General features: G+C 56.5%; 16 protein-coding genes. 14 read left to right on the top strand and 2 right to left on the bottom strand.

From position 1 onward, the window contains the following. The 9 genes from F591_RS30905 to yyaC all read left to right on the top strand — a co-directional run. Nucleotides 1–257: transposase (locus F591_RS30905; protein WP_211217633.1), on the top strand; the 257-nt coding region annotated here is incomplete at its 5' end. A 273-nt stretch (nucleotides 258–530) separates the two neighbouring features. Next, nucleotides 531–1,529, top strand: coding sequence for a beta-ketoacyl-ACP synthase III (locus F591_RS0124415; RefSeq protein WP_019537223.1), 999 nt, complete (start codon nucleotides 531–533; stop codon nucleotides 1,527–1,529). After that, nucleotides 1,519–2,889 carry an ATP-grasp domain-containing protein gene (locus F591_RS0124420; RefSeq protein WP_019537224.1) on the top strand — a complete coding sequence of 457 codons (1,371 nt, stop codon included), beginning with the start codon at nucleotides 1,519–1,521 and terminating at the stop codon, nucleotides 2,887–2,889. The genes F591_RS0124415 and F591_RS0124420 overlap by 11 nt, the downstream gene beginning before the upstream one ends. Continuing rightward, nucleotides 2,880–3,887: an NAD-dependent epimerase/dehydratase family protein gene (locus F591_RS0124425; RefSeq protein ID WP_019537225.1), complete on the top strand. Its 1,008-nt coding sequence runs from the start codon at nucleotides 2,880–2,882 to the stop codon at nucleotides 3,885–3,887. Before F591_RS0124420 ends, F591_RS0124425 begins: the two co-directional genes overlap by 10 nt. Before the next feature lie 184 nt (nucleotides 3,888–4,071). Beyond that, entirely contained in the window at nucleotides 4,072–5,226 is a 1,155-nt protein-coding gene (locus tag F591_RS0124430; protein WP_342665608.1) for an MBL fold metallo-hydrolase, read from the top strand. 195 nt (nucleotides 5,227–5,421) lie between these two features. After that, a complete protein-coding gene (locus F591_RS0124435; RefSeq protein WP_019537227.1) occupies nucleotides 5,422–6,747 on the top strand; it encodes a F390 synthetase-related protein in 1,326 nt (441 codons plus the stop codon). Next, nucleotides 6,744–7,898, top strand: a complete 1,155-nt coding sequence (locus F591_RS0124440) for a GNAT family N-acetyltransferase (RefSeq protein WP_019537228.1) — start codon at nucleotides 6,744–6,746, stop codon at nucleotides 7,896–7,898. Before F591_RS0124435 ends, F591_RS0124440 begins: the two co-directional genes overlap by 4 nt. A 25-nt stretch (nucleotides 7,899–7,923) precedes the next feature. Then, nucleotides 7,924–8,802 (top strand): SDR family oxidoreductase, encoded by an 879-nt coding sequence (locus F591_RS0124445; protein ID WP_019537229.1) that lies wholly within the window; start codon nucleotides 7,924–7,926, stop codon nucleotides 8,800–8,802. 545 nt (nucleotides 8,803–9,347) lie between these two features. Then, the gene (gene yyaC / locus F591_RS0124455; RefSeq protein WP_019537231.1) at nucleotides 9,348–9,929 is read left to right on the top strand and encodes a spore protease YyaC; all 582 of its coding nucleotides are present in this window, start codon (nucleotides 9,348–9,350) and stop codon (nucleotides 9,927–9,929) included. Nucleotides 9,930–10,037: 108 nt separating this feature from the next. Here the strand turns inward: yyaC and F591_RS0124460 are convergent, their stop codons facing one another. Both F591_RS0124460 and F591_RS0124465 read right to left on the bottom strand, forming a co-directional pair. Continuing rightward, nucleotides 10,038–11,351 (bottom strand): CitMHS family transporter, encoded by a 1,314-nt coding sequence (locus F591_RS0124460; protein WP_019537232.1) that lies wholly within the window; start codon nucleotides 11,349–11,351, stop codon nucleotides 10,038–10,040. Nucleotides 11,352–11,562: 211 nt separating this feature from the next. Then, nucleotides 11,563–12,423: a LysR family transcriptional regulator gene (locus F591_RS0124465; RefSeq protein WP_019537233.1), complete on the bottom strand. Its 861-nt coding sequence runs from the start codon at nucleotides 12,421–12,423 to the stop codon at nucleotides 11,563–11,565. 146 nt (nucleotides 12,424–12,569) lie between these two features. On the opposite strand from F591_RS0124465, the gene F591_RS0124470 reads away from it, so the two are divergent. From F591_RS0124470 to F591_RS0124485, 5 genes are all read left to right on the top strand, one after another. Beyond that, nucleotides 12,570–13,697 (top strand): 2-methylaconitate cis-trans isomerase PrpF family protein, encoded by a 1,128-nt coding sequence (locus F591_RS0124470; RefSeq protein ID WP_019537234.1) that lies wholly within the window; start codon nucleotides 12,570–12,572, stop codon nucleotides 13,695–13,697. Between the two features lie 98 nt (nucleotides 13,698–13,795). Next, nucleotides 13,796–15,367, top strand: coding sequence for a phosphoenolpyruvate carboxykinase (ATP) (gene pckA, locus F591_RS0124475; protein ID WP_019537235.1), 1,572 nt, complete (start codon nucleotides 13,796–13,798; stop codon nucleotides 15,365–15,367). A 345-nt stretch (nucleotides 15,368–15,712) separates the two neighbouring features. After that, nucleotides 15,713–16,072, top strand: a complete 360-nt coding sequence (locus F591_RS31775; RefSeq protein WP_156829694.1) for an MFS transporter — start codon at nucleotides 15,713–15,715, stop codon at nucleotides 16,070–16,072. Between the two features lie 16 nt (nucleotides 16,073–16,088). Beyond that, nucleotides 16,089–16,991 (top strand): amidohydrolase family protein, encoded by a 903-nt coding sequence (locus tag F591_RS0124480; RefSeq protein ID WP_026326874.1) that lies wholly within the window; start codon nucleotides 16,089–16,091, stop codon nucleotides 16,989–16,991. A 293-nt stretch (nucleotides 16,992–17,284) separates the two neighbouring features. Further along, nucleotides 17,285–18,355, top strand: coding sequence for an isocitrate/isopropylmalate dehydrogenase family protein (locus F591_RS0124485; protein WP_019537237.1), 1,071 nt, complete (start codon nucleotides 17,285–17,287; stop codon nucleotides 18,353–18,355). Nucleotides 18,356–18,708: the final 353 nt, after the last annotated feature.

Below are 18,708 nucleotides of genomic sequence, written 5' to 3' on the forward strand. Positions count from 1 at the left end.
CTGCCATCTGGTTTGACCGCTGGCTGGGACAAGGGGAACATTTTCAGCATCCGGCAGTAGCCACCTGCATCAAAACGATGCGAAACTGGCGAACGGAGATCGTCAATTATCACTCCTGTCGGTGGACCAATGCGGCGGTTGAAGGAAGAAACAACCGAATGAAAGCCTTTCAACGCCGACATTACTTCACCCGGAACCGGGAACGTTACGTACAAGGACTTCTGGTCGAATGTAACCGTGAACGATTTGGTACATAAAGTCAAGCACTAACTTTGATGTTGAGCCGGTATTTTTTTTGAAAAATCCCAGGAGTGCTTGTCCTGGGGTTTTTCGGCAAGCGGTACTATCGAAAGATAGTACTATTTTTTTTGCGCCAAAATTATACAATGGAAATACGACCAGGTGCTAGGACTTGAACGCAGCTTGCAGGGGAAACGGTACAGCATCACGAATATATTAAAGTTGCTTACAATGATCCGATCTCCGTCATCTTGCAGCGGCCGACAGCCTACGAAGCGGAGGGAATGACGATGCAGATAAGAAATGTAAAAATCCTTGGCACCGGCAAATATTTGCCGCGGCGGCAAGTTACTTCGGAAGAAATAGATCGGATGCTCGGCGTGCCTGCCGGGTGGACGTTGCACAAATCGGATGTGCGCGTCCGCCACTTCGCGGCGGAGGAGACGTCTTCGCAGATGGGGGCGCTGGCGGCGGAGGCTGCCCTGCGCGACGCGGGGCTGACGTTCGCCGACATCGACTGTCTCGTCTGCACGAGCGGAACGATGGAGCAGCCGATTCCGTCGACGGCGGCGCTCATTCAAGAGGCGATGAAGCAGGGGGAATCGGGCGTTCCCGCCTTCGATGTCAACTGCACGTGTCTAAGCTTTCTCGTAGGGCTCGACCTGCTCTCCTATCTCGTTCATGCGGGGCGCTACCGGCGCGTACTGCTCGTATCGACGGAGATTGCTTCCGCCGGACTGAACTGGGAGCAGAAGGAGAGCGCGGCGCTGTTCGGAGACGGCGCGGCGGCGGTGGTGATCGGCCGTGCGGGCGCTGGCGACAGCGCGAAAATTATCGGCTCCGTCATCGAAACGTACAGCCGGGGAGCTCATTTGTCGGAGATACGCGGCGGCGGCACGCGGCTGCATGCGAGCAGGCATACGGAGGAGACGGCCGCGGACTATTTGTTTGATATGGACGGTTCGGCGATTTATCGGATGGCTTCGAAGCTGCTGCCCGGCTTCGTCTCGCGGCTGCTGAATCCGTTTGGCATGCGCATTTCGGACCTGCGCCTTGTCGTTCCGCATCAAGGCAGCGCGATGGCGATGCGGCTCATGCGCCGCAAGCTCGGCATTGCCGATGAGCAGCTGATGTACATTACGCCGGAGCACGGCAACACGATCGCGGCTTCGCTCCCGATGGGGCTGCACGAAGCGATCCGGCAAGGGCGCATCGTGCGGGGGGACCGCGTGATGCTGCTCGGCACGTCGGCCGGCCTGTCCATAGGAGGAATGGTCCTTGAATACTGAGTCCGCGGGAACCGGACGGCGCACGATTCTGATCACAGGGGGCCGGGCGCCGGCCGCTCTCGAGCTGGCCCGGCTGTTCGCGGCTTGGGGCCACCGGGTCGTCGCCGCGGACAGCGTGCCTGTCTCGCTCTGTTCGGCGTCGCGCTCCGTCGACCGCAGTTATGTGTGCCCAAAGCCGCGCCGCGATCCGCGCCGGTATATCGATTTCCTGGCGGAGGTGGTTGCAGCGGAGCAGGTCGATCTGCTCGTTCCGACGTGCGAGGAAATATTTTATATCGCCTGGGGCAAGGAGCGGTTATCGCCGCGCTGCCATGTGTTTGCGGACGATCTCGACAAGCTGGCCGTGCTGCACAACAAGCGGGAGTTGATCGCGCTGGCGGAGAAGCTCGGGTTCTGCGTCCCCGAAACGCGGCTGCTTGCTTCGCAGGCCGAAGCCGACCGCTTCTTGTCCGAACGCGGAGCGGATTTGCCCGATTCGCCCGATTCGCCCGTCGTGCTCAAACCCGTGTATTCTCGGTTCGCGGCGAAGGCGCTCGTCGTCCGCGGGAGGGAGCGTCCTCCCTTGCCCGGCATTTCCGCGAGCTTCCCGTGGGTCGGCCAGCAGTATATCGCCGGGCGGCCGTACTGTACGTACAGCATTGCCCGGCAAGGCGCCGTCGTCGCCCATGCCTGCTACGCCGGGGCGTTCACGGCGGGCCGCGGCGCGTCCATCAGCTTCGAGTACGAGGAGCGGGCCGATCTGCTGGAGTGGGTGAGGCGATTCGCGGCGGCTGTGCGGTTTACGGGGCAGATCGCCTTTGATTTTATCGTCACGGCAGAGGGGAAGGCGTACCCTATCGAATGCAACCCGCGGGCGACGAGCGGCGTTCATCTGTTTCGGCCGGCGGACCGGCTGGAGCGGGCCTTCCTCGGGGAAGGGCTCGGCGAAGGCGAGGTGGTGCAGCCGTCAGAGCGGCGCCCTTCGCTGCTCGCGGCGGCGATGCTGGCGTACGGCTGGCGAAGCGGCGGGGAGTGCGGCGAAGCGGGGAGAAGCAGCGAGGAGCCCGGCGAAGCGGGGGGAAGCGGCGCCGGCCAACCGGATCGGCCGAAGGAGCAGCCGGGCCTGTCGCCGCGAAGCGGTGCGGCTCCAGAAGGCCGGGCCGCAGCGGTTAGCCGCGGCAAGCATCGCTCGCGCTTCAGGCAGTGGGCTTCGCTGCTGCGAAGGGGGCGGGATGTCGTCTTCCGCCTGGACGATCCGCTGCCCGCCGCGGCGCAGCTTGCGCTGCTGTGGCATTTTTGGCGGCGCAGCCGGTCGCGCCGCAGCTCTATCGCGGAAGCGATGACATCCGATATCGAATGGAATGGTGAAGCATGGGAATGAACGTGCTGGTGACGGGAAGCACCGGGTTCCTTGGCCAGAAGCTGGCATACCGGCTGCTGCATGAAGGATACGATGTGACGGCGACAGGCCGCAGCGAGCGGGAGGGAGAGCGGCTGGCGCGGGCGGGAATCCGCTTCGTGCGCGCGGATTTGCGGGACGCGGAAAGCGCGGCGCAGCTGGCGGCGGGCCAGGACATCGTGTTTCACTGCGCCGCGCTGTCCGCGCCGTGGGGCCGCTATGCCGATTTTTACGGCAGCAACGTCCTGGGCACGCGCCATCTGCTGAACGGCTGCCTGCGGCATGGCGTGTCGCGCTTCGTTCACGTTTCCACGCCGAGCATCTATTTCGATGGGCGGGACCGCTGCGATATTGCGGAGACGCACCCGCTGCCGCGCAAATCGGCCAACGCGTATGCCGCGACGAAGCTGCTGGCCGAGCGGGAGGTCGACCGGGCGAGCGATCTCGGTTTGGCGGCGATCACGATCCGGCCGCGAGCGATATTCGGACCGGGGGACCGAACGATCCTGCCGCGGCTGATCGAAGCGAACCGGCTCGGCCGGGTGCCGTTGATCGGCGGAGGGCTTGCTCGCCTGGACGTCACGTACGTCGACAATGTCGTCGATGCGCTGCTGCTGTGCAAGGATGCCCCGGAGCGGGCGCTCGGGCGCAAGTTCAACATCACCAACGGCGAGCCGGTGCTGCTGATCGAGCTGCTGCAGCAACTGTTCGCGCAGCTGGGTCAGCCGCTGCGCCCGAAGCGGGTGCCGTTCGCCGCCGCTTACTGCGTGGCCGCCGGGATGGAACTGCATGCGCGGCTGCTCGGGCGAGGCAAGGAGCCGCTGCTCACCCGCTACACGGTCGGCGTGCTCGGCAAAAGCCAGACGCTCGACATCTCCGCGGCGCGGGAGGTGCTAGGCTATACGCCGCGCATCGGCATCGAGGAAGGGATTGCTGCATTCGCCCAATGGTGGAAGAAGGAAGGGCGGGAGCGGGGATAGCGTGGCTTCGCGTGGACGAGGGAGAAAAAGCGGGGCGCGGCGGGCAAGCGCGGAGCGGTTTCCGTTGCCGTCCCATCCGGGCGGCGGTGTGAGGGACCGCCGCCTCCGGTTGTCCGAATCAACGGGAGCTCGAAGGTCGTAAGTGAGCTGCGTCGCATGCATTATGTGATGAGGAGGGATGAAGGTGAGTTCGAACGAAGCGGGGAACGAGAGGTGCAGGGAGCGGGAAGCGGAGCAGGCCAAGAGCGCTTCGCCCGACCTGCGGGAAGCGGAGCAGGCCAAGAGCGCTCCGCCTGACCTGCGGGAAGCCGATCTGGCGAAGAGTGCTCCACACGACCTGCGGGAAGTGGATCGGGGAAAGAATGCTTCGCTTGACCCGCGTGATGCGGAGCTGGCGAGCGGCGGGCGTCCCGAGACCGTGCCTTCGGAGGGCCGGCCCCAGGGGCGGACGGATGCTTCGAGGCTTCCCGGACCGCCAGTGACCCGATGTCATGGAGCAGGCCGCACGCCGGTTAAGCTGACGCTGTTTGCCGCGGGATATTGCACGCACCGGGAGTGCCTGACGATTCGGGGCGGGGCGCGGCGGACGATCCGCTTTCCGGCGATGTTCGCCTGCCTGGAGCACCCGGACCTCGGGCCGATCCTGTTCGATACCGGCTATTCGCGGCGGTTTTTCGAGCAGACGGAGCGGTTTCCCGGCCGTCTGTACCGGTGGACGACGCCGGTCTATTTCCGCGAGGAGGACAGCGCCGCGCGCCAGCTGAGGGAGGCCGGCATTGACCCGGATGATGTGCGGACGATCATTCTCTCCCATTTTCATGCCGATCATATCGGCGGCGTCATGGATTTTCCGCAGGCGCAATTCGTGTATTTGAACGAGGCTTACGAGTCTCTTCGCATCAGACAATCCGCTATGGCGATGGTCATGGCGGGATTTCTGCCCGGTCTGCTGCCGGCCGATTTCGACCGGCGCTCGCGGCCGATCGACGAGGCAAAGCAGCGGATAGCGCTGCCTGACTGCCTGCTGCCGTTCGAGCACGGCTATGACCTGTTCGGCGATGGGAGCGTCATCGCCATCGACTTGTCCGGGCATGCGCCGGGGCAGATCGGCATCTATTTCACATCCGCGGGCCAGGAATACTTGCTGTGCGCCGATGCAGCCTGGTCGAGCCGGGCTTACCGGGAGTACGCGGCGCCGCATCCGCTGGCGGGGCTGATCAAGAGCGATTGGCGGCTGTACCTGCATAACCTGCAGCGGCTGCACGAGCTGCACGCAAGGTCCCCGCACATCCGCATCGTTCCGACGCACTGCGGCGAATGGCGGGAATCGGCGCAATGACATTCAATATTCCACACCGAAGACGACGGCAGGACGAAAGGAATAGCTCGTCATAGGCGTCGAGCTTGAACCTTCAGCGGTATCCCGGCGCTGAAGATTCAATACCGCAGGTGACGGCCGATGACGAGAGGACGCGGTCGCATAGGCGTCAATCTTGAAGCATGTCCGTCATTTCACGAAAGGCGGTGCCGCACAATGAATGAATGGCTTACGGTAGGCAGGCATTACCTGCTCACCAAATATGGACGAAATTGGCGGAGCAGGGAAGAGCTGCTGCAATGGCAGGAACGGCAGGTGCGGCGGCATTTGCGGCGCATTTTGCCGAAGTCGGCGTTTTACCGGGAATTGGCCGGGGGGCTGTCCGCGGAACGATGGCGGGAGTTCCCGGTCATCGACAAGCGCACGATGATGGCCGGCTTCGATGCGCTCAATACAGCCGGCATCCGCAAGGAGCAGGCTTTCGCGACGGCGTTCGCGGCGGAGGAAAGCCGCGATTTCAGCCCGACGCTTGGCGGCATCACCGTCGGCCTGTCGTCCGGCACATCGGGGCATCGCGGGCTGTTCCTTGCAAGCCCCGGCGAGCGGATGGCGTGGGCCGGCACGATGCTGGCGAAGGCGCTGCCCGGCTCGCTGCTGAGCCGCCAGCGCATCGCTTTCTTTTTGCGGGCGAACAGCAATTTGTACAGCAGCGTGGACCGCGGGGCGATCCGATTCGCTTACTTCGACCTGCTCGACCCGCTCGAGCGGCACCTGGACAGGTTGAATGAATACCGGCCGACGCTGCTGGCGGCGCCGCCTTCGATGCTGCGCATGCTGGCCGAAGCCGCTCTGCAGGGCGAGCTGCGCATTCGGCCAGGCAAGGTGATCTCGGTGGCGGAGGCGCTGGACCCGCTGGACGAACGGTACATTGCCCGCGGCTTCGGACAGCCGGTGCATCAAGTTTACCAATGCACGGAGGGCTTCCTCGGCGCAACATGCCGATACGGCACGCTGCACCTGAACGAGGACCTGGTCGTCGTCGAGAAGGAATGGCTCGATGAGAGCGAGCGCAAATTCGTGCCGATCATTACCGATTTCCGCCGCACGACGCAGCCGATCATCCGCTACCGGCTGGACGATATTCTGACCGAGCGAAGCGAACCGTGCCCGTGCGGCTCGCCGATGACGGCGCTGGATTGCATCGAGGGGCGCTGCGACGATATGTTTTATTTTCCTTCTGCGGAGGGCGGCGGTCTGCGGCCAGTCTTCCCCGACTTCATCCGCAGGGCGATCCTGGCCGCATCCGCGGACATCGAAGAGTATGCGGCGGTCCAGCATTCTCCGCAGCTCGTCGCTGTCGCGCTGAAGCTGCCGGAGTCGCAGCGGGAAGCTTGCTGCGGGCAAGTGCGGCGCAAGCTTGCAAAGCTGTGCGCAGGCATGTCGTGCTTGCCGCCGGAGGTGCGCTTTGCCGAATGGGATGCGGCGCAGCGGCGGCCAGGCGCGCGGAAATTGCGCCGCATCGAAAGGAAATTTCAGCTATGAACGCGAATATTCGATTATATGACGGAGCGGACGCGGAACGCATCCCTTGGCCCGATACGGAGGAAGGGCGCTATGCCCGCGCCTGGCTGCTGCCGTTCATGCGAGAAGGGACGAAGCGGTTCATCGACAATGTGCGCACCCGGGTGATGGCGCTCGCCATCGACGATCTCATGCTGCCCGTTACGGTGAACGACGGGGAATACGATAATTCCTACGTCGTTTCTCCTTATACCCACTATGTTTCCTACGCCGCCGAAGAGCTGAAGGAGCTGCGGAGCCCGCGCCTGGAGCGGGGGCTGGCCGTCCTCCTGCAAGGGATCGGCAGCCTGCTAAGGATGGGGCGGATCAATCGCGCCGTTATCGTCAACAACTGGATGCTGTCGACCAATCTGTACCCGGAGCTGAAGCGGGAACAGGTGAGGCGGATCACCGCCTTCCTTGCCGAGCGCTTTCCGCAGCACGCGATATGGTTCCGCTCGCTCAATCCGCACGATCACCCGGACTTGTGCCGGGCGCTGGGCGATTGCGGCTATCGTCTGGCGGCGAGCCGCCAAGTGTATTTGCTGGATGCGGGGGAGGCCGGCGCACAAAACGCCAAAGCCCGCTGGCTGATCAAGCGGGACGAGCGGCTGCTCGCATCGCAAGGATACGACATCGTCAGGCACGAGGAGCTGACGGCGGCGGATATTCCGCGCATCACGGCGTTGTACCGGGCGCTTTATTTGGACAAATATTCCCGCTACAACCCGCAGTTCAACGAAAGGTTTTTCGCGCTGGCGCTTCGGGAACGGACACTCTGCCTGATCGCTCTGCGCAAGGACGGGCGGCTTGACGCGGTGCTCGGTTATTTTCGCCGCAACGGGATTATGACGACGCCGGTGTTCGGGTACGATACGTCGCTTCCCCGGGAAACCGGGCTGTACCGCATGCTGTCCGCCGTGTTGGTCCGCGAGGCGCAGCGGCTCGGGATGAAGCTGAACGAAAGCTCGGGGGCGGCGGAATTCAAGCGGAATCGCGGCGCTGTCGGACATTTTGAATATACGGCTGCCTATACCCGCCATTTGCCGCCATGGCGTCGCGGATGCTGGCTGCTGCTGGCCGGATTGGCCAACCGGGTGGGCGTGCCTTTGATGCGGAAATTCAAACTGTAAGGTGAATGAGACGGAGGGAGAAATTATGGACAGAAGGGCGGCAGCGTCCGGCGATTCGCCGGTGGCGCTCGTGACGGGGGCATCCAGCGGCTTCGGACTGCATATTTGCCTCGCGCTGGCCAGGGAAGGCTGGCGGGTGATCGCGACGATGCGCAATGTGCAAAGAAGCGGGGAGCTGGAGCACGAAGCCCGGCAGGCGGGCGTATGGCCGAGCATCGACTGCATGCCGCTCGATGTGACAGATCGCCGGGCTGTCGAGCGGACCGTTCGCGATATTGCCGCGCGGTACGGGCGAATCGATGCGCTGGTCAACAATGCGGGCTTTGCAGTAGGCGGATTTATCGAGGACGTTCCGCTGGAGGATTGGTACCGGCAAATGGAGACGAACTTCTTCGGCACAGTTGCGATGACCAAGGCGGTGCTGCCCGTCATGCGCGAACGGCGCCGGGGAACGATTGTCAATATGAGCAGCGTGAGCGGCAGGATGGCGTTTCCGGGCTACGCGGCTTACGCGTCGTCCAAATTTGCCGTGGAGGGATTTACCGAGTCGCTGCGGCTGGAGCTGAAGCCGCTCGGCATTCACGCCGTGCTGGTCGAGCCGGGAGCCTACAAAACCGCCATCTGGGACAAAGGCTTGGGGTCGATCCGCCTGAAGGACGATTCGCCTTATCGCCAGCCGACCGAAGCGGTGCTGCGCTATTCGCGGCGCACGGCGGAGACAGCCCCGCATCCCCGGGAAGTGGCCGAGGCCGTTGCCCGCATTGTGCGTTCCTCCTCTCCAAGGCTTCGCTATGTGATGGGCAAAGGCTCGTTCGCGGCCATTTGTCTGTCTCGGCTGCTGCCGTGGAAATGGTATGAGCGGGCGATTTTGTGTGCGATGCGGAGACAGTCGTTGCGAAAATAGACGCCGATGGCAAGCCCAGCGTTTCGTTATCGGCCGTCGCCTTCGATACCTGAAATTTTGGCCTGTGGATTATCGCCACATTTTTGAGGAGAGTCCGCAAATGTTGTATTTGGTACAACAAAAATGGGGGGATAACCCCTATTTGCGGCTCAATGTTGCACTTTGTGCAATATTTCGGGCGATGTTCCCGGGTTTGAAGTCTATCTCGCCCAAATTGTTGCACGAAATGCAACATTCTCCGTTAAAGCTGTAATCCAGCGGGACCCGGCGCAACGCCGGAGCTTCCCGCGTGTAGCCGCTTGAAAGGGGTTAGAGCCAAGGAGTATGGAGCAGTGCTATACCTGTAGTCAGCCCAGCGCTTGGGGCGGGCATATTTACAGGAATTTTATCGGGGACGAAAAATCACTATCATCAAAGCGGGAGCGGTATGATAGGCAAGTCCACCCAGGGGAAATGGTCGAGAAACTGCCTCAATGCTCGAGCCAAACGATTGTTTCCTAAGGTATAATAACTTATGATGATTAAAAACATTCAAGGTGATTCATATGGACGACATCGGTCAAAACAATGGGAGTTGGTCTCAAGAACCCGGCAGCTGGCATTGGGACGCGAATGGCAAAACGGAAGATTTGGCGATCAGGGGCATCGTAGCTGAAAAGCTTAAGGAAATCGTGGGGGACGCGATACTAAGCGAGAGGACGCCCGTTTTTTTATGCATCGGATCGGATCGGTATGTCGGTGACTCTTTGGGGCCGCTAGTCGGCACGATGCTGGCAGAAAGCGGGTTTTCGTTTCCCGTTTACGGCACGTTGGCCGAGCCGATTCATGCTTTCAATTTAAAGGGAACGCTGAAAGAGATCAGGAAGCAATACAAGAAGCCCTTTATTATCGGCATCGATGCCCTCGTTGGCGAAAAGGAAGAAGTAGGACATGTTATCTTTAAAGAAGGACCGTTGACGCCGGGAAAAGCGCTGGAAAAAATTTTGCCGCAGGTAGGCGACTGCCATTTCGTCGGCGTTGTCAATTACATCGATCCGCTGCCTGCCTCGCAATTTTTAAACGATACCCGGCTGTATACCGTGATGACACTGGCGAAAGCGATCGTAAGCGTCATTGTGAAAGTATAGCGTGTAATAAAAAAGAGCCATCCGAATCACTGGATGACTGCGAAAAAGCGAAATTGATGCGCTGCGAGGAAGCGAAAAGCCGCATTGCCTGCGCTCCCCCCGTTACCGTCATCTGATCGCGCCGGTTAGAAACGCTACCGCTATAATGACGATGGAACAGAGCAGCGTCCATTTAAAGGCGTACCGCTGGAATTCGCCTATATCGGTTTTGACCATCCCGACTAACAACAAGGTCGACGCCACGAGCGGGCTTAAAAAATGCACCGGCTGGCCGAGCACAGACGCTCTTGCGATTTCCAACGGGTTAGCCCCGTATGCCCCGCCGGCCTCGGCTAAAATCGGCAATACCCCGAAATAGTAGGCGTCATTGGACAGCACAAACGTAAACGGCATGCTGGTGATCGCGACGACAAGCGGAAACAATGTGCCGACGGATTCCGGTATGATCGCGACTAACGCATTGGAGATGGCGCCCACCATTTTCGTTCCCGAGAAAATCCCCGAGAAGATGCCGGCCGCAAACACCAGCAGGACGACGGTCAGCGCATTGCCTGCATGGGATAATATGCGTTCTTTTTGCTGCTCCAAATTCGGATAATTGATCATGACAGCAATGACAAAACCGATGAGAAACAGCACCGAGGCCGGAATAAATCCCGTGACCAACATGACCATGACGGCCATAGCCAACAGGAAGTTCACCCATCTCAAGTGCGGGCGCTTCAAATGGTCCTTGAGCGCATGAACCGACGCGGCTGCTTCGCTGAGCTGCAGCTCGTTGTGAGAAACTTCTCTCACCGGAATGATGCCGATTTTTTCCCGCTCTTTTTTCCCAAGAACGTACGAGATAAATAGAATGCTGACCATACCTGAGAGCATCGTCGGCAAAATCGGCAGAAAAAATTCGTTGGCATCGAGGCCCAAAGAAGCGATGGCCCGCGTCGCCGGGCCGCCCCAAGGGGTCATGCCGCTCATAATGCTGACGGACAGCATGGAAATGGTCGCCAATACGAGTGGATTCATGTTGATGCGAAGATAAAGCGCTAACATCGCGGAGATCGTAATCATATGCGTCGTCGTTCCGTCTCCGTCCAGAGCGACGGTCATGGCGATGATTGCGGTGCCAATTGCGATTTTTACCGGGTCTCCCTTGACGAATTTCATGATTTTATTGATTAACGGATCGAATAAACCGGCATCAATCAAAATGCCGAAAAACAAAATGGCGAACAGCAGCAATACTGCGGACGGCGCTACTTGTTTGATGCCGTCGAGCATCATATCGCCAAGTTCCAAACCGAATCCGCCGCATACGGCAAATACGATCGGGACAACAACGAGCGCGGTCACGGGAGATAATTTCTTTGCCATGATGAGATAAGTGAATACGATGACCATCGAAATGCCCAGAAAGGTAAGCATCGCAATTCCTCCTTTGAGAATCCGCTTTCATGAAACTTGAAACGAGTCTCGCATCGCTGCTTCGTTCTCATGAAGCGCCATCAAATCTGTTGCTTGTCATTAACGATATGACAGTGTGATAAATAAGTAAAATATAAATTTTCTGGCGAATAGCCAAAAAAAATTTAATGACAGCGATGCGGCGATGCGGCGTTCTCAAGCGGGCATTCGCTCAAACCGTAAGCTGGCGCAAAAATTCCAAAAACGACTTTACGGTAGTCAGCTTCAAATAGTCCTGATCGTACATGAGCCACGTATTTCGGAATACCGGCTCGTCATTCCGGTAAAATAGCTCGTACGTGTATAAATCGTCGGTCGGCTGCAGGCAAATTTGCGGCACGATGGCGATGCCCAGGTCATGTTTTACCATTTCTTTGCATGTTTCTTGCCGGTCGGTCTCCATAATGACGTTCGGCGGATCGGAGAAGCGGTCGTGCCACCATCCGTTGATGAGCGCTTTTAACGAGCTGTCCGTTTTATAGTTAATGAATGGAATTTCGGGCAGACGCTCCATGTTGATTTCTGTCTTGGAAATCAAACAAAGCCGCTCTCGATGCAGCAATGTTTTCTCCCCGTACCATTCGTAATTGCCGCGCAAAATGCCCAAATGGACGCTAGAGGAGTTGAGCAGGTTCATAATGTCCGTGCTCCAACCGGTGTTGACGTTGAATTGAACGTTCGGATAGAGAAGCGAAAACTGCTTTAAAATTTTGGGCAATTTATATTGCGCGAAATTGCTCGATACTCCGATACGCAGCGTCCCCCGAATTTCTTCGCGCATATTTAGCATGTAGTCTTTGGTGATCTGCAATTTTTTGATCATTTCATCCGCGTAATGCACCAAATGAATCCCTTCGGCCGTAAATTCGATGCCTCCTTTGACTTTAAAGATCAGGCTAATGCCGAACTCCTTCTCCAAATTTTTGAGCCGATACGTCAGCGCAGGCTGCGAAATGTATAAACGCTCGGCGGCCCGGCTCATATTTTTCTCTTCGTACAAAATTCGCAGCGCGTGCCAATCTCTTTCGTCCATCGAGGAATCCTCCTATTCGTACAATATAAGTTTTTTTTTTGTTTTTTTTGAAAAACATCTATTTCACTTATGACTAATCGTATCATAAGATAATCCTCAAAAGAAGCGGCCGCTTCCCAAAATCATTTTATAAGGTGGTTAGCGAAATGAAGGTGCCGGTTGTTGTCATGCGCGGAGGAACAAGTAAAGGCGTCTTCCTGCGTTACGAGGATATGCCGCAAGATCGCCGTGTTTGGGAAGATTATTTATTGGACATTATGGGGAGTCCGGATCGGAGACAGATCGACGGCCTCGGCGGAGCGAATCCGCTGACGAGCAAAGCGGCGATCGTGAGAAAGTCCGACATTGAAGGCGTCGATGTGGAATATACGTTTGCTCAAGTCAGCATCGAAAATCGACTTGTCGATTTTAAAGGCAACTGCGGCAATATGTCTGCGGCTGTAGGTCCATATGCGATCGAAAAAGGCCTCGTGCCCGCGGTCGAGCCGGTAACGAAGGTTAAAATTTTTAACACGAACACTCAAAAAATGATCGTCGCTGAAGTCGAAGTGGCAAACGGCAGGGTCAAAACCGAAGGTGCCTGCTCGATCCCCGGAGTTCCAGGAACCGGTTCCCCGATCTATCTGTCGTTCGCGCAGTCGGAAGGAGCAGTAACCGGAAAACTGTTCCCGACCGGGAATGCGATCGACACCATATGGACGTCAGACGGGCCGAAGAACATCTCCATCGTCGATTATGCGAACCCGCTTGTTTTTATTGACGCGCGCGATGTCGGCCTCACCGGCAAGGAACTGCCGCATGAATATAAGCCGGAAACGTTGGCCCTTCTCGAGGAAATCCGCTCGATTGCCGCCGAGCTGTGCGGGTTTGCCCCCAGAGAAGAAGCGACGAAGCTTTCTCCGGCTGTACCGAAAATGACAATCGTCGCGCCTCCGGCGGATTATATCGATGCGACGGGGATCGAACGGAAAGCGTCCGATATGGATTGTTTGGTGCGCATGATGTCCATGCAGAAGCCGCATCAGGCGCTGGCGATTACCGGGGCGATTTGCCTCACGGCGAGCGCGTTTTTGAAAGAATCGATTCTCAGGGACATCGTTCATGTCCAAAGCGAAGTGTTGCGGCTCGGGCATCCGGCCGGCATTATGGAAACGAAAGTGGATTTGATCGCCGGACATATCGGCGCCATTAAAGTGGTTCGCACTGCCAGAATGATCATGGAAGGATACGTTTATTTAAAGAAAAATTACGAGCCTGTTTCCAGGTTTGCTTAGAACGAGGACCCGAAAAAAGGATATCGAAAGCAGCGATTGAGACATACGGAGTTCACGCCGGGAGAACGGGATCACCCCGAAAGAAAGGGACGATGATCATGAAAACAACCTTTGAGCGCGAAGATGCGCTGAAGTATATCGAAAACTCCGACGCCGCGAAGATCCATCGCAATCTTTCCGTCGCGCGGCTGGTCGAAGAGGCGATTCGCCGCAACGAAGCGCCGTTGGCCTCTTCGGGAGCGTTGTCCGTCGTGACGGGAGTATACACGGGGCGCTCTCCGCAAGACAAATTTATCGTGGCCGATGGCGGGAGTGCGGAGAGGATCGACTGGGGCAGCGTTAACCAACCGATCGAACAAGCGCAGTTCGAGCGGCTCTATCAGCGTGCCCTCGAATATATGCAGTCGAAAGAATTGTTCGTGTTCGACGGATTCGCGGGGGCGGACCCGAACTATCGCTTGCCGATTCGGGTCATCAACGAGTATGCGTGGCAAAATTTATTCGCCCGCCAACTGTTTATTCGCCCGGAAGCGCATGAGCTGGAGCAGTTCAGCCCGCAGTTTACCGTCATCGCGCTCCCGGAGCTGCGAGCAGACCCGCAGCAGGACGGAACCCGGTCGGAGACGTTTATCGTTATTTCGTTCGAAAAGAAAGTCGTTCTCATCGGCGGCACGCACTACGCTGGCGAGATGAAAAAGTCCATTTTCAGCGTGCTCAATTACTTGCTTCCGATGCAAGGGACGCTGCCGATGCACTGCTCCGCCAACGTTGGCGAACGCGGAGATGTGGCGCTGTTTTTCGGCTTATCCGGCACAGGCAAAACAACGCTGTCGGCGGACCCGAACCGACGCTTGATCGGCGACGACGAACACGGATGGTTCGAGGGCGGGGTGTTTAATTTCGAAGGCGGCTGCTATGCGAAATGCATCGGCTTATCCCGCGAAATGGAGCCGCAAATTTGGGAGGCGATTCGCTTCGGCGCCGTACTGGAAAACGTCGTTGTGGACGAAGCGAGCGGCACGCCGGATTTCGCTGCTGCGACGCTGACGGAAAATACGAGAGCCGCATACCCGATCGACTACATCCCGGACGCTGTCATTCCCGGCATGGCGGGCCATCCGAGCGCTATCATTTTTTTGACGGCCGACGCGTTTGGCGTGCTGCCGCCGATCTCGAAACTGACAAAGGAACAGGCGATGTACTACTTCCTGTCCGGTTATACGTCCAAGCTTGCCGGGACAGAGCGCGGCGTCACCCATCCGGAAGCGACGTTTTCGGCTTGCTTCGGGGCGCCGTTCCTGCCGTTGCACCCGAGCGTGTACGCCAATATGCTAGGCGACAAAATCAACCGCCATGAAACGCGGGTATACCTCGTCAATACGGGCTGGACGGGCGGACCGTACGGAGTCGGGGAACGAATCTCTTTGCGTTATACGCGGGCGATGATTACGGCCGCATTGGACGGAGCGATCGAACGGGCCCCGCTTGCCGTCGATCCGATCTTCAAGCTGGCACATCCCGTCGAATTGCCTGGCGTGCCGAAAAATATTTTGAATCCGCAAGCGGCGTGGTCAGATTCCGCAGCTTACGAGGAGGCGGCCCGCGGTCTTGCGAGGCGATTCGTTGCCAACTTCAAAAAGTTCGAAGGAATGTGCCCGCCTTGCTTATAAAGCGATCGGCGTGCCGGTAAGCAAGCAAAGACCGTCTTTGCCCGGGCTACCGGCAAAGACGGCTTTATTTCAATAAGGGGAAAAGGGTGGGAATTGATTTATCGGCAGAGTCAATTTTCCTCCGCAGTTATGGTTTTGCGCACGTGTATATGGCTTATTCCACTTGTTAAAGTTGGAGTGAGCCTTTTTTGTATGCATGCTGATTAGAAATAGCAGAGAAGAAAGCAGCAAAATGAAATACCATAGAAAAAATTTATGAGAATGGATAAAAAAATGTTTGTTTATTGATGAAGCACTAAAATATTAAAATATAGTATAAAAAGCTGAAACTACCAGAGGATTGCCATGTTCAAATATGTCTTGATTTTAGGATTTCGTTTTCAAATCATATTAAATATGTCCAGACCGGCCATGTCGCTGTACGCTTCCTTTATAGGAGCGGCTCCTTTTACTGTGGGTGTTTTAACCGCATGTTATGCGGTGCTGCCGCTTTTTCTGGCTATACGCGCCGGAAAGATTGCGGATGCCATTGGAGACAAGCTTCCGGGTTTATTCGGAATGTCCTCACTAGGAATGGGAATGCTTTTACCTTGGCTGTTTCCTTACTTATGGTCTTTGTTTGCTTCTCAGTTGTTAACCGGTCTTGCAAGTGTATTTATTGCAGTATCCTTGCAAAATGTACTGGGAAAGTCTTTATCCGGATAATGAGTGGAGGAACCAAATGAACGAGCAAAATAAAGTGCAGGAAAGTGGAAGCGGCTGCCTTGTGCCGCATTCTGCGGGGAGTCATATCCCAGCAATAACGATACCCGGCAACGCATGCGATTGCCACCATCATATATATGATCCATTACGGTTTCCATATCATCCAGAGGACCGACGCGGACAGCCTCCGGCCACGGTACAAGATTACCGAAAGCTCCAAACCCGGCTGGGCACGACTCGAAATGTAATTGTCACTCCGTCCGCCTATGGAACCGATAACCGCTGCACTTTAGACGCCCTGCAGCAGATGGGTCCCCATTCGCGGGCGGTAGTTGTCGTTGAGCAAACTGTAACGAAAGCAGAGCTTTCCTATATGCACGACATCGGTGTAAGAGGAATCCGGTTCAATATCAGCACAGGAGCACCCAAAAATTTTGCGCTAATACAGTCTCTAGCTGAAAGGATAGCCGATTTGGGTTGGCACATTCAATTTTGGATGAAGGCTGATGATACGGTTGAGATGAGCGAATTACTGAAAAACCTTGCATGTCCAATCGTTTTTGATCATTTCGGCGGGATTCCTCTATCTATCGGAATAAAGCATCCGGCATTCGAGATCATGCGTAGCTTATTGCAGCAGGGCAAAGCCTGGGTCAAGCTTTCCGGAGTGTATCATCTTTCCTTGGAAGGGCCGCCTGATTACTCAGATAGTCTTTCTTTAGCCAAAGCTTTTATTGACATCGCTTCGGAACATGTCATTTGGGGAAGCGATTGGCCGCATCCCAGCTTATATTCTGCAGGAAAACCGATGCCTAATGACGCCGATTTGATAGAGTTGTTAGTTAAGCAGGCTTCTAATCAAGACTTACTTCATAAAATATTGGTTGATAATCCAGCTCGACTATATGATTTTGAATGACTTGAGCGGAACAGTTGACCAAAACAAAAAGGCTTTCCCCCAATGTTATCTCTGGTGGAAAGCCTTTTTGGTATATCACTAAGCTTTTAGCTTGGAAAGCATACTGTCCAAATAATCCAATGCTTGGCGGTCTCCGCTAATTCTCTTCTCCCGTTCTTCATCCTTCTTTAAACGAATATCATAGAAATAAAAAAAATCTATGATAAATAATAAAAATTAGATATTTTATTTATTATTTAAATTTGACTATAGTAGGTTTATGAAAATTATTTACACAGAAAGGAATTGAGCAGATGACGACTTACAAATTAGGCGCTCTGTACGGAGATGGGATCGGTCCGGAGATTACGCAATCGGCGGTTGACATTTTGAAAGCGGCCTCGCAAAAAGCAGGTGCGAATATCGAATTCGTAACCTTGCCGATGGGCTGGGTGGGCATACAAGAGTACGGGGACCCGATCCCGCAATACACCAAGGATGAACTGGAGAAGCTGCACGGCTGGATCATGGGACCTCACGACTCAGCTGCTTACCCTGAGCAGCATCAGGCGGGCCGCAACCCGAGCGGCGAGCTCCGGCATTACTTCGATCTCTACGCGAATGTTCGTCCGGCCAAAAATATGGCTGGTATACAAGGCGTGGTGGAAGATACCGATCTGGTCATTTTCCGCGAAAACACCGAGGGCTTCTATTGCGACCGCAACATGTACGTAGGGGCCGGCGAATGGCAGATCACGGAGGATGTCGTCGTTTCCGCCGGCGTCTTCACCCGCAAAGCGGTGGAGAGGATCGCTCATGAAGCGTTCCGAATGGCTAGGCAGCGCCGCAAAAAGGTAACGATCGTGCATAAAGCGAATGTGATCAAGCTGGGCACCGGCCTGTTCAAGAATGTCTGCCTGGAGGTGGCCAGGCAATACCCGGAAGTCCAGGTGGACGACTATCATATCGATGCGATGACGGCTCACCTTGTTCGCCGGGCGAAAGACTTTGATGTCATCGTCACAGAGAACATGTTCGGAGATATTCTCTCTGATCTAACGGGCGAGCTGGTCGGCAGCCTGGGATTGGCTCCATCCATCAATACGAACGACAGGCTGGCCATGGCGCAAGCGGCGCACGGCTCCGCACCGGATATCGCGGGTCAAAATGTCGCCAACCCGGTAGGCATTATCCTGTCCACCGTCATGCTGATGGAATGGCTGAGCGCGCGCCACAACGATGAGATGCTGAAAACAGCGGGCAGGCTGATGGAACAAGCCGTATTCAAGACGATGGAAGAAGGCGTAAAGACTCGCGATCTGAAAGGGACGGCTTCCACCACCGAATTTACGGCTGCGATTGTCGCCAATATCGGCAAGCTGTAATCCAGCGGATCCGGCACACCGCCGGATCTTCTCAGCACTTAGGCAGCTTGAAAGGGGTTAGACCATGAATTTAAACATGAAATCGGAATGTGGATAACTCAGGCCTGTGGATAACCCGCCATCGCACTACGGAATGCCTGTTTCAATGCGTTTTTGGAGCCGGGCTTTTAAGTCTTCTTACGTTCTGATGTGATCCTGCGTTTTTTTGCACAACCCAAAGAAGACCTGATTTTTACAGGTCGAAATGCCGTTATGGCCAGGGATGAATCGAACCGTTAGGCCGCATGTAGAGTCGGAATGAAGCTTATGGCCAATGCTCTGAGCTTTTGCTGCATCGCATCGACGATTCCAGC

Origin of the sequence: Paenibacillus ginsengihumi DSM 21568 (genome assembly GCF_000380965.1) — a bacterium.
Taxonomy (GTDB): domain Bacteria; phylum Bacillota; class Bacilli; order Paenibacillales; family NBRC-103111; genus Paenibacillus_G; species Paenibacillus_G ginsengihumi.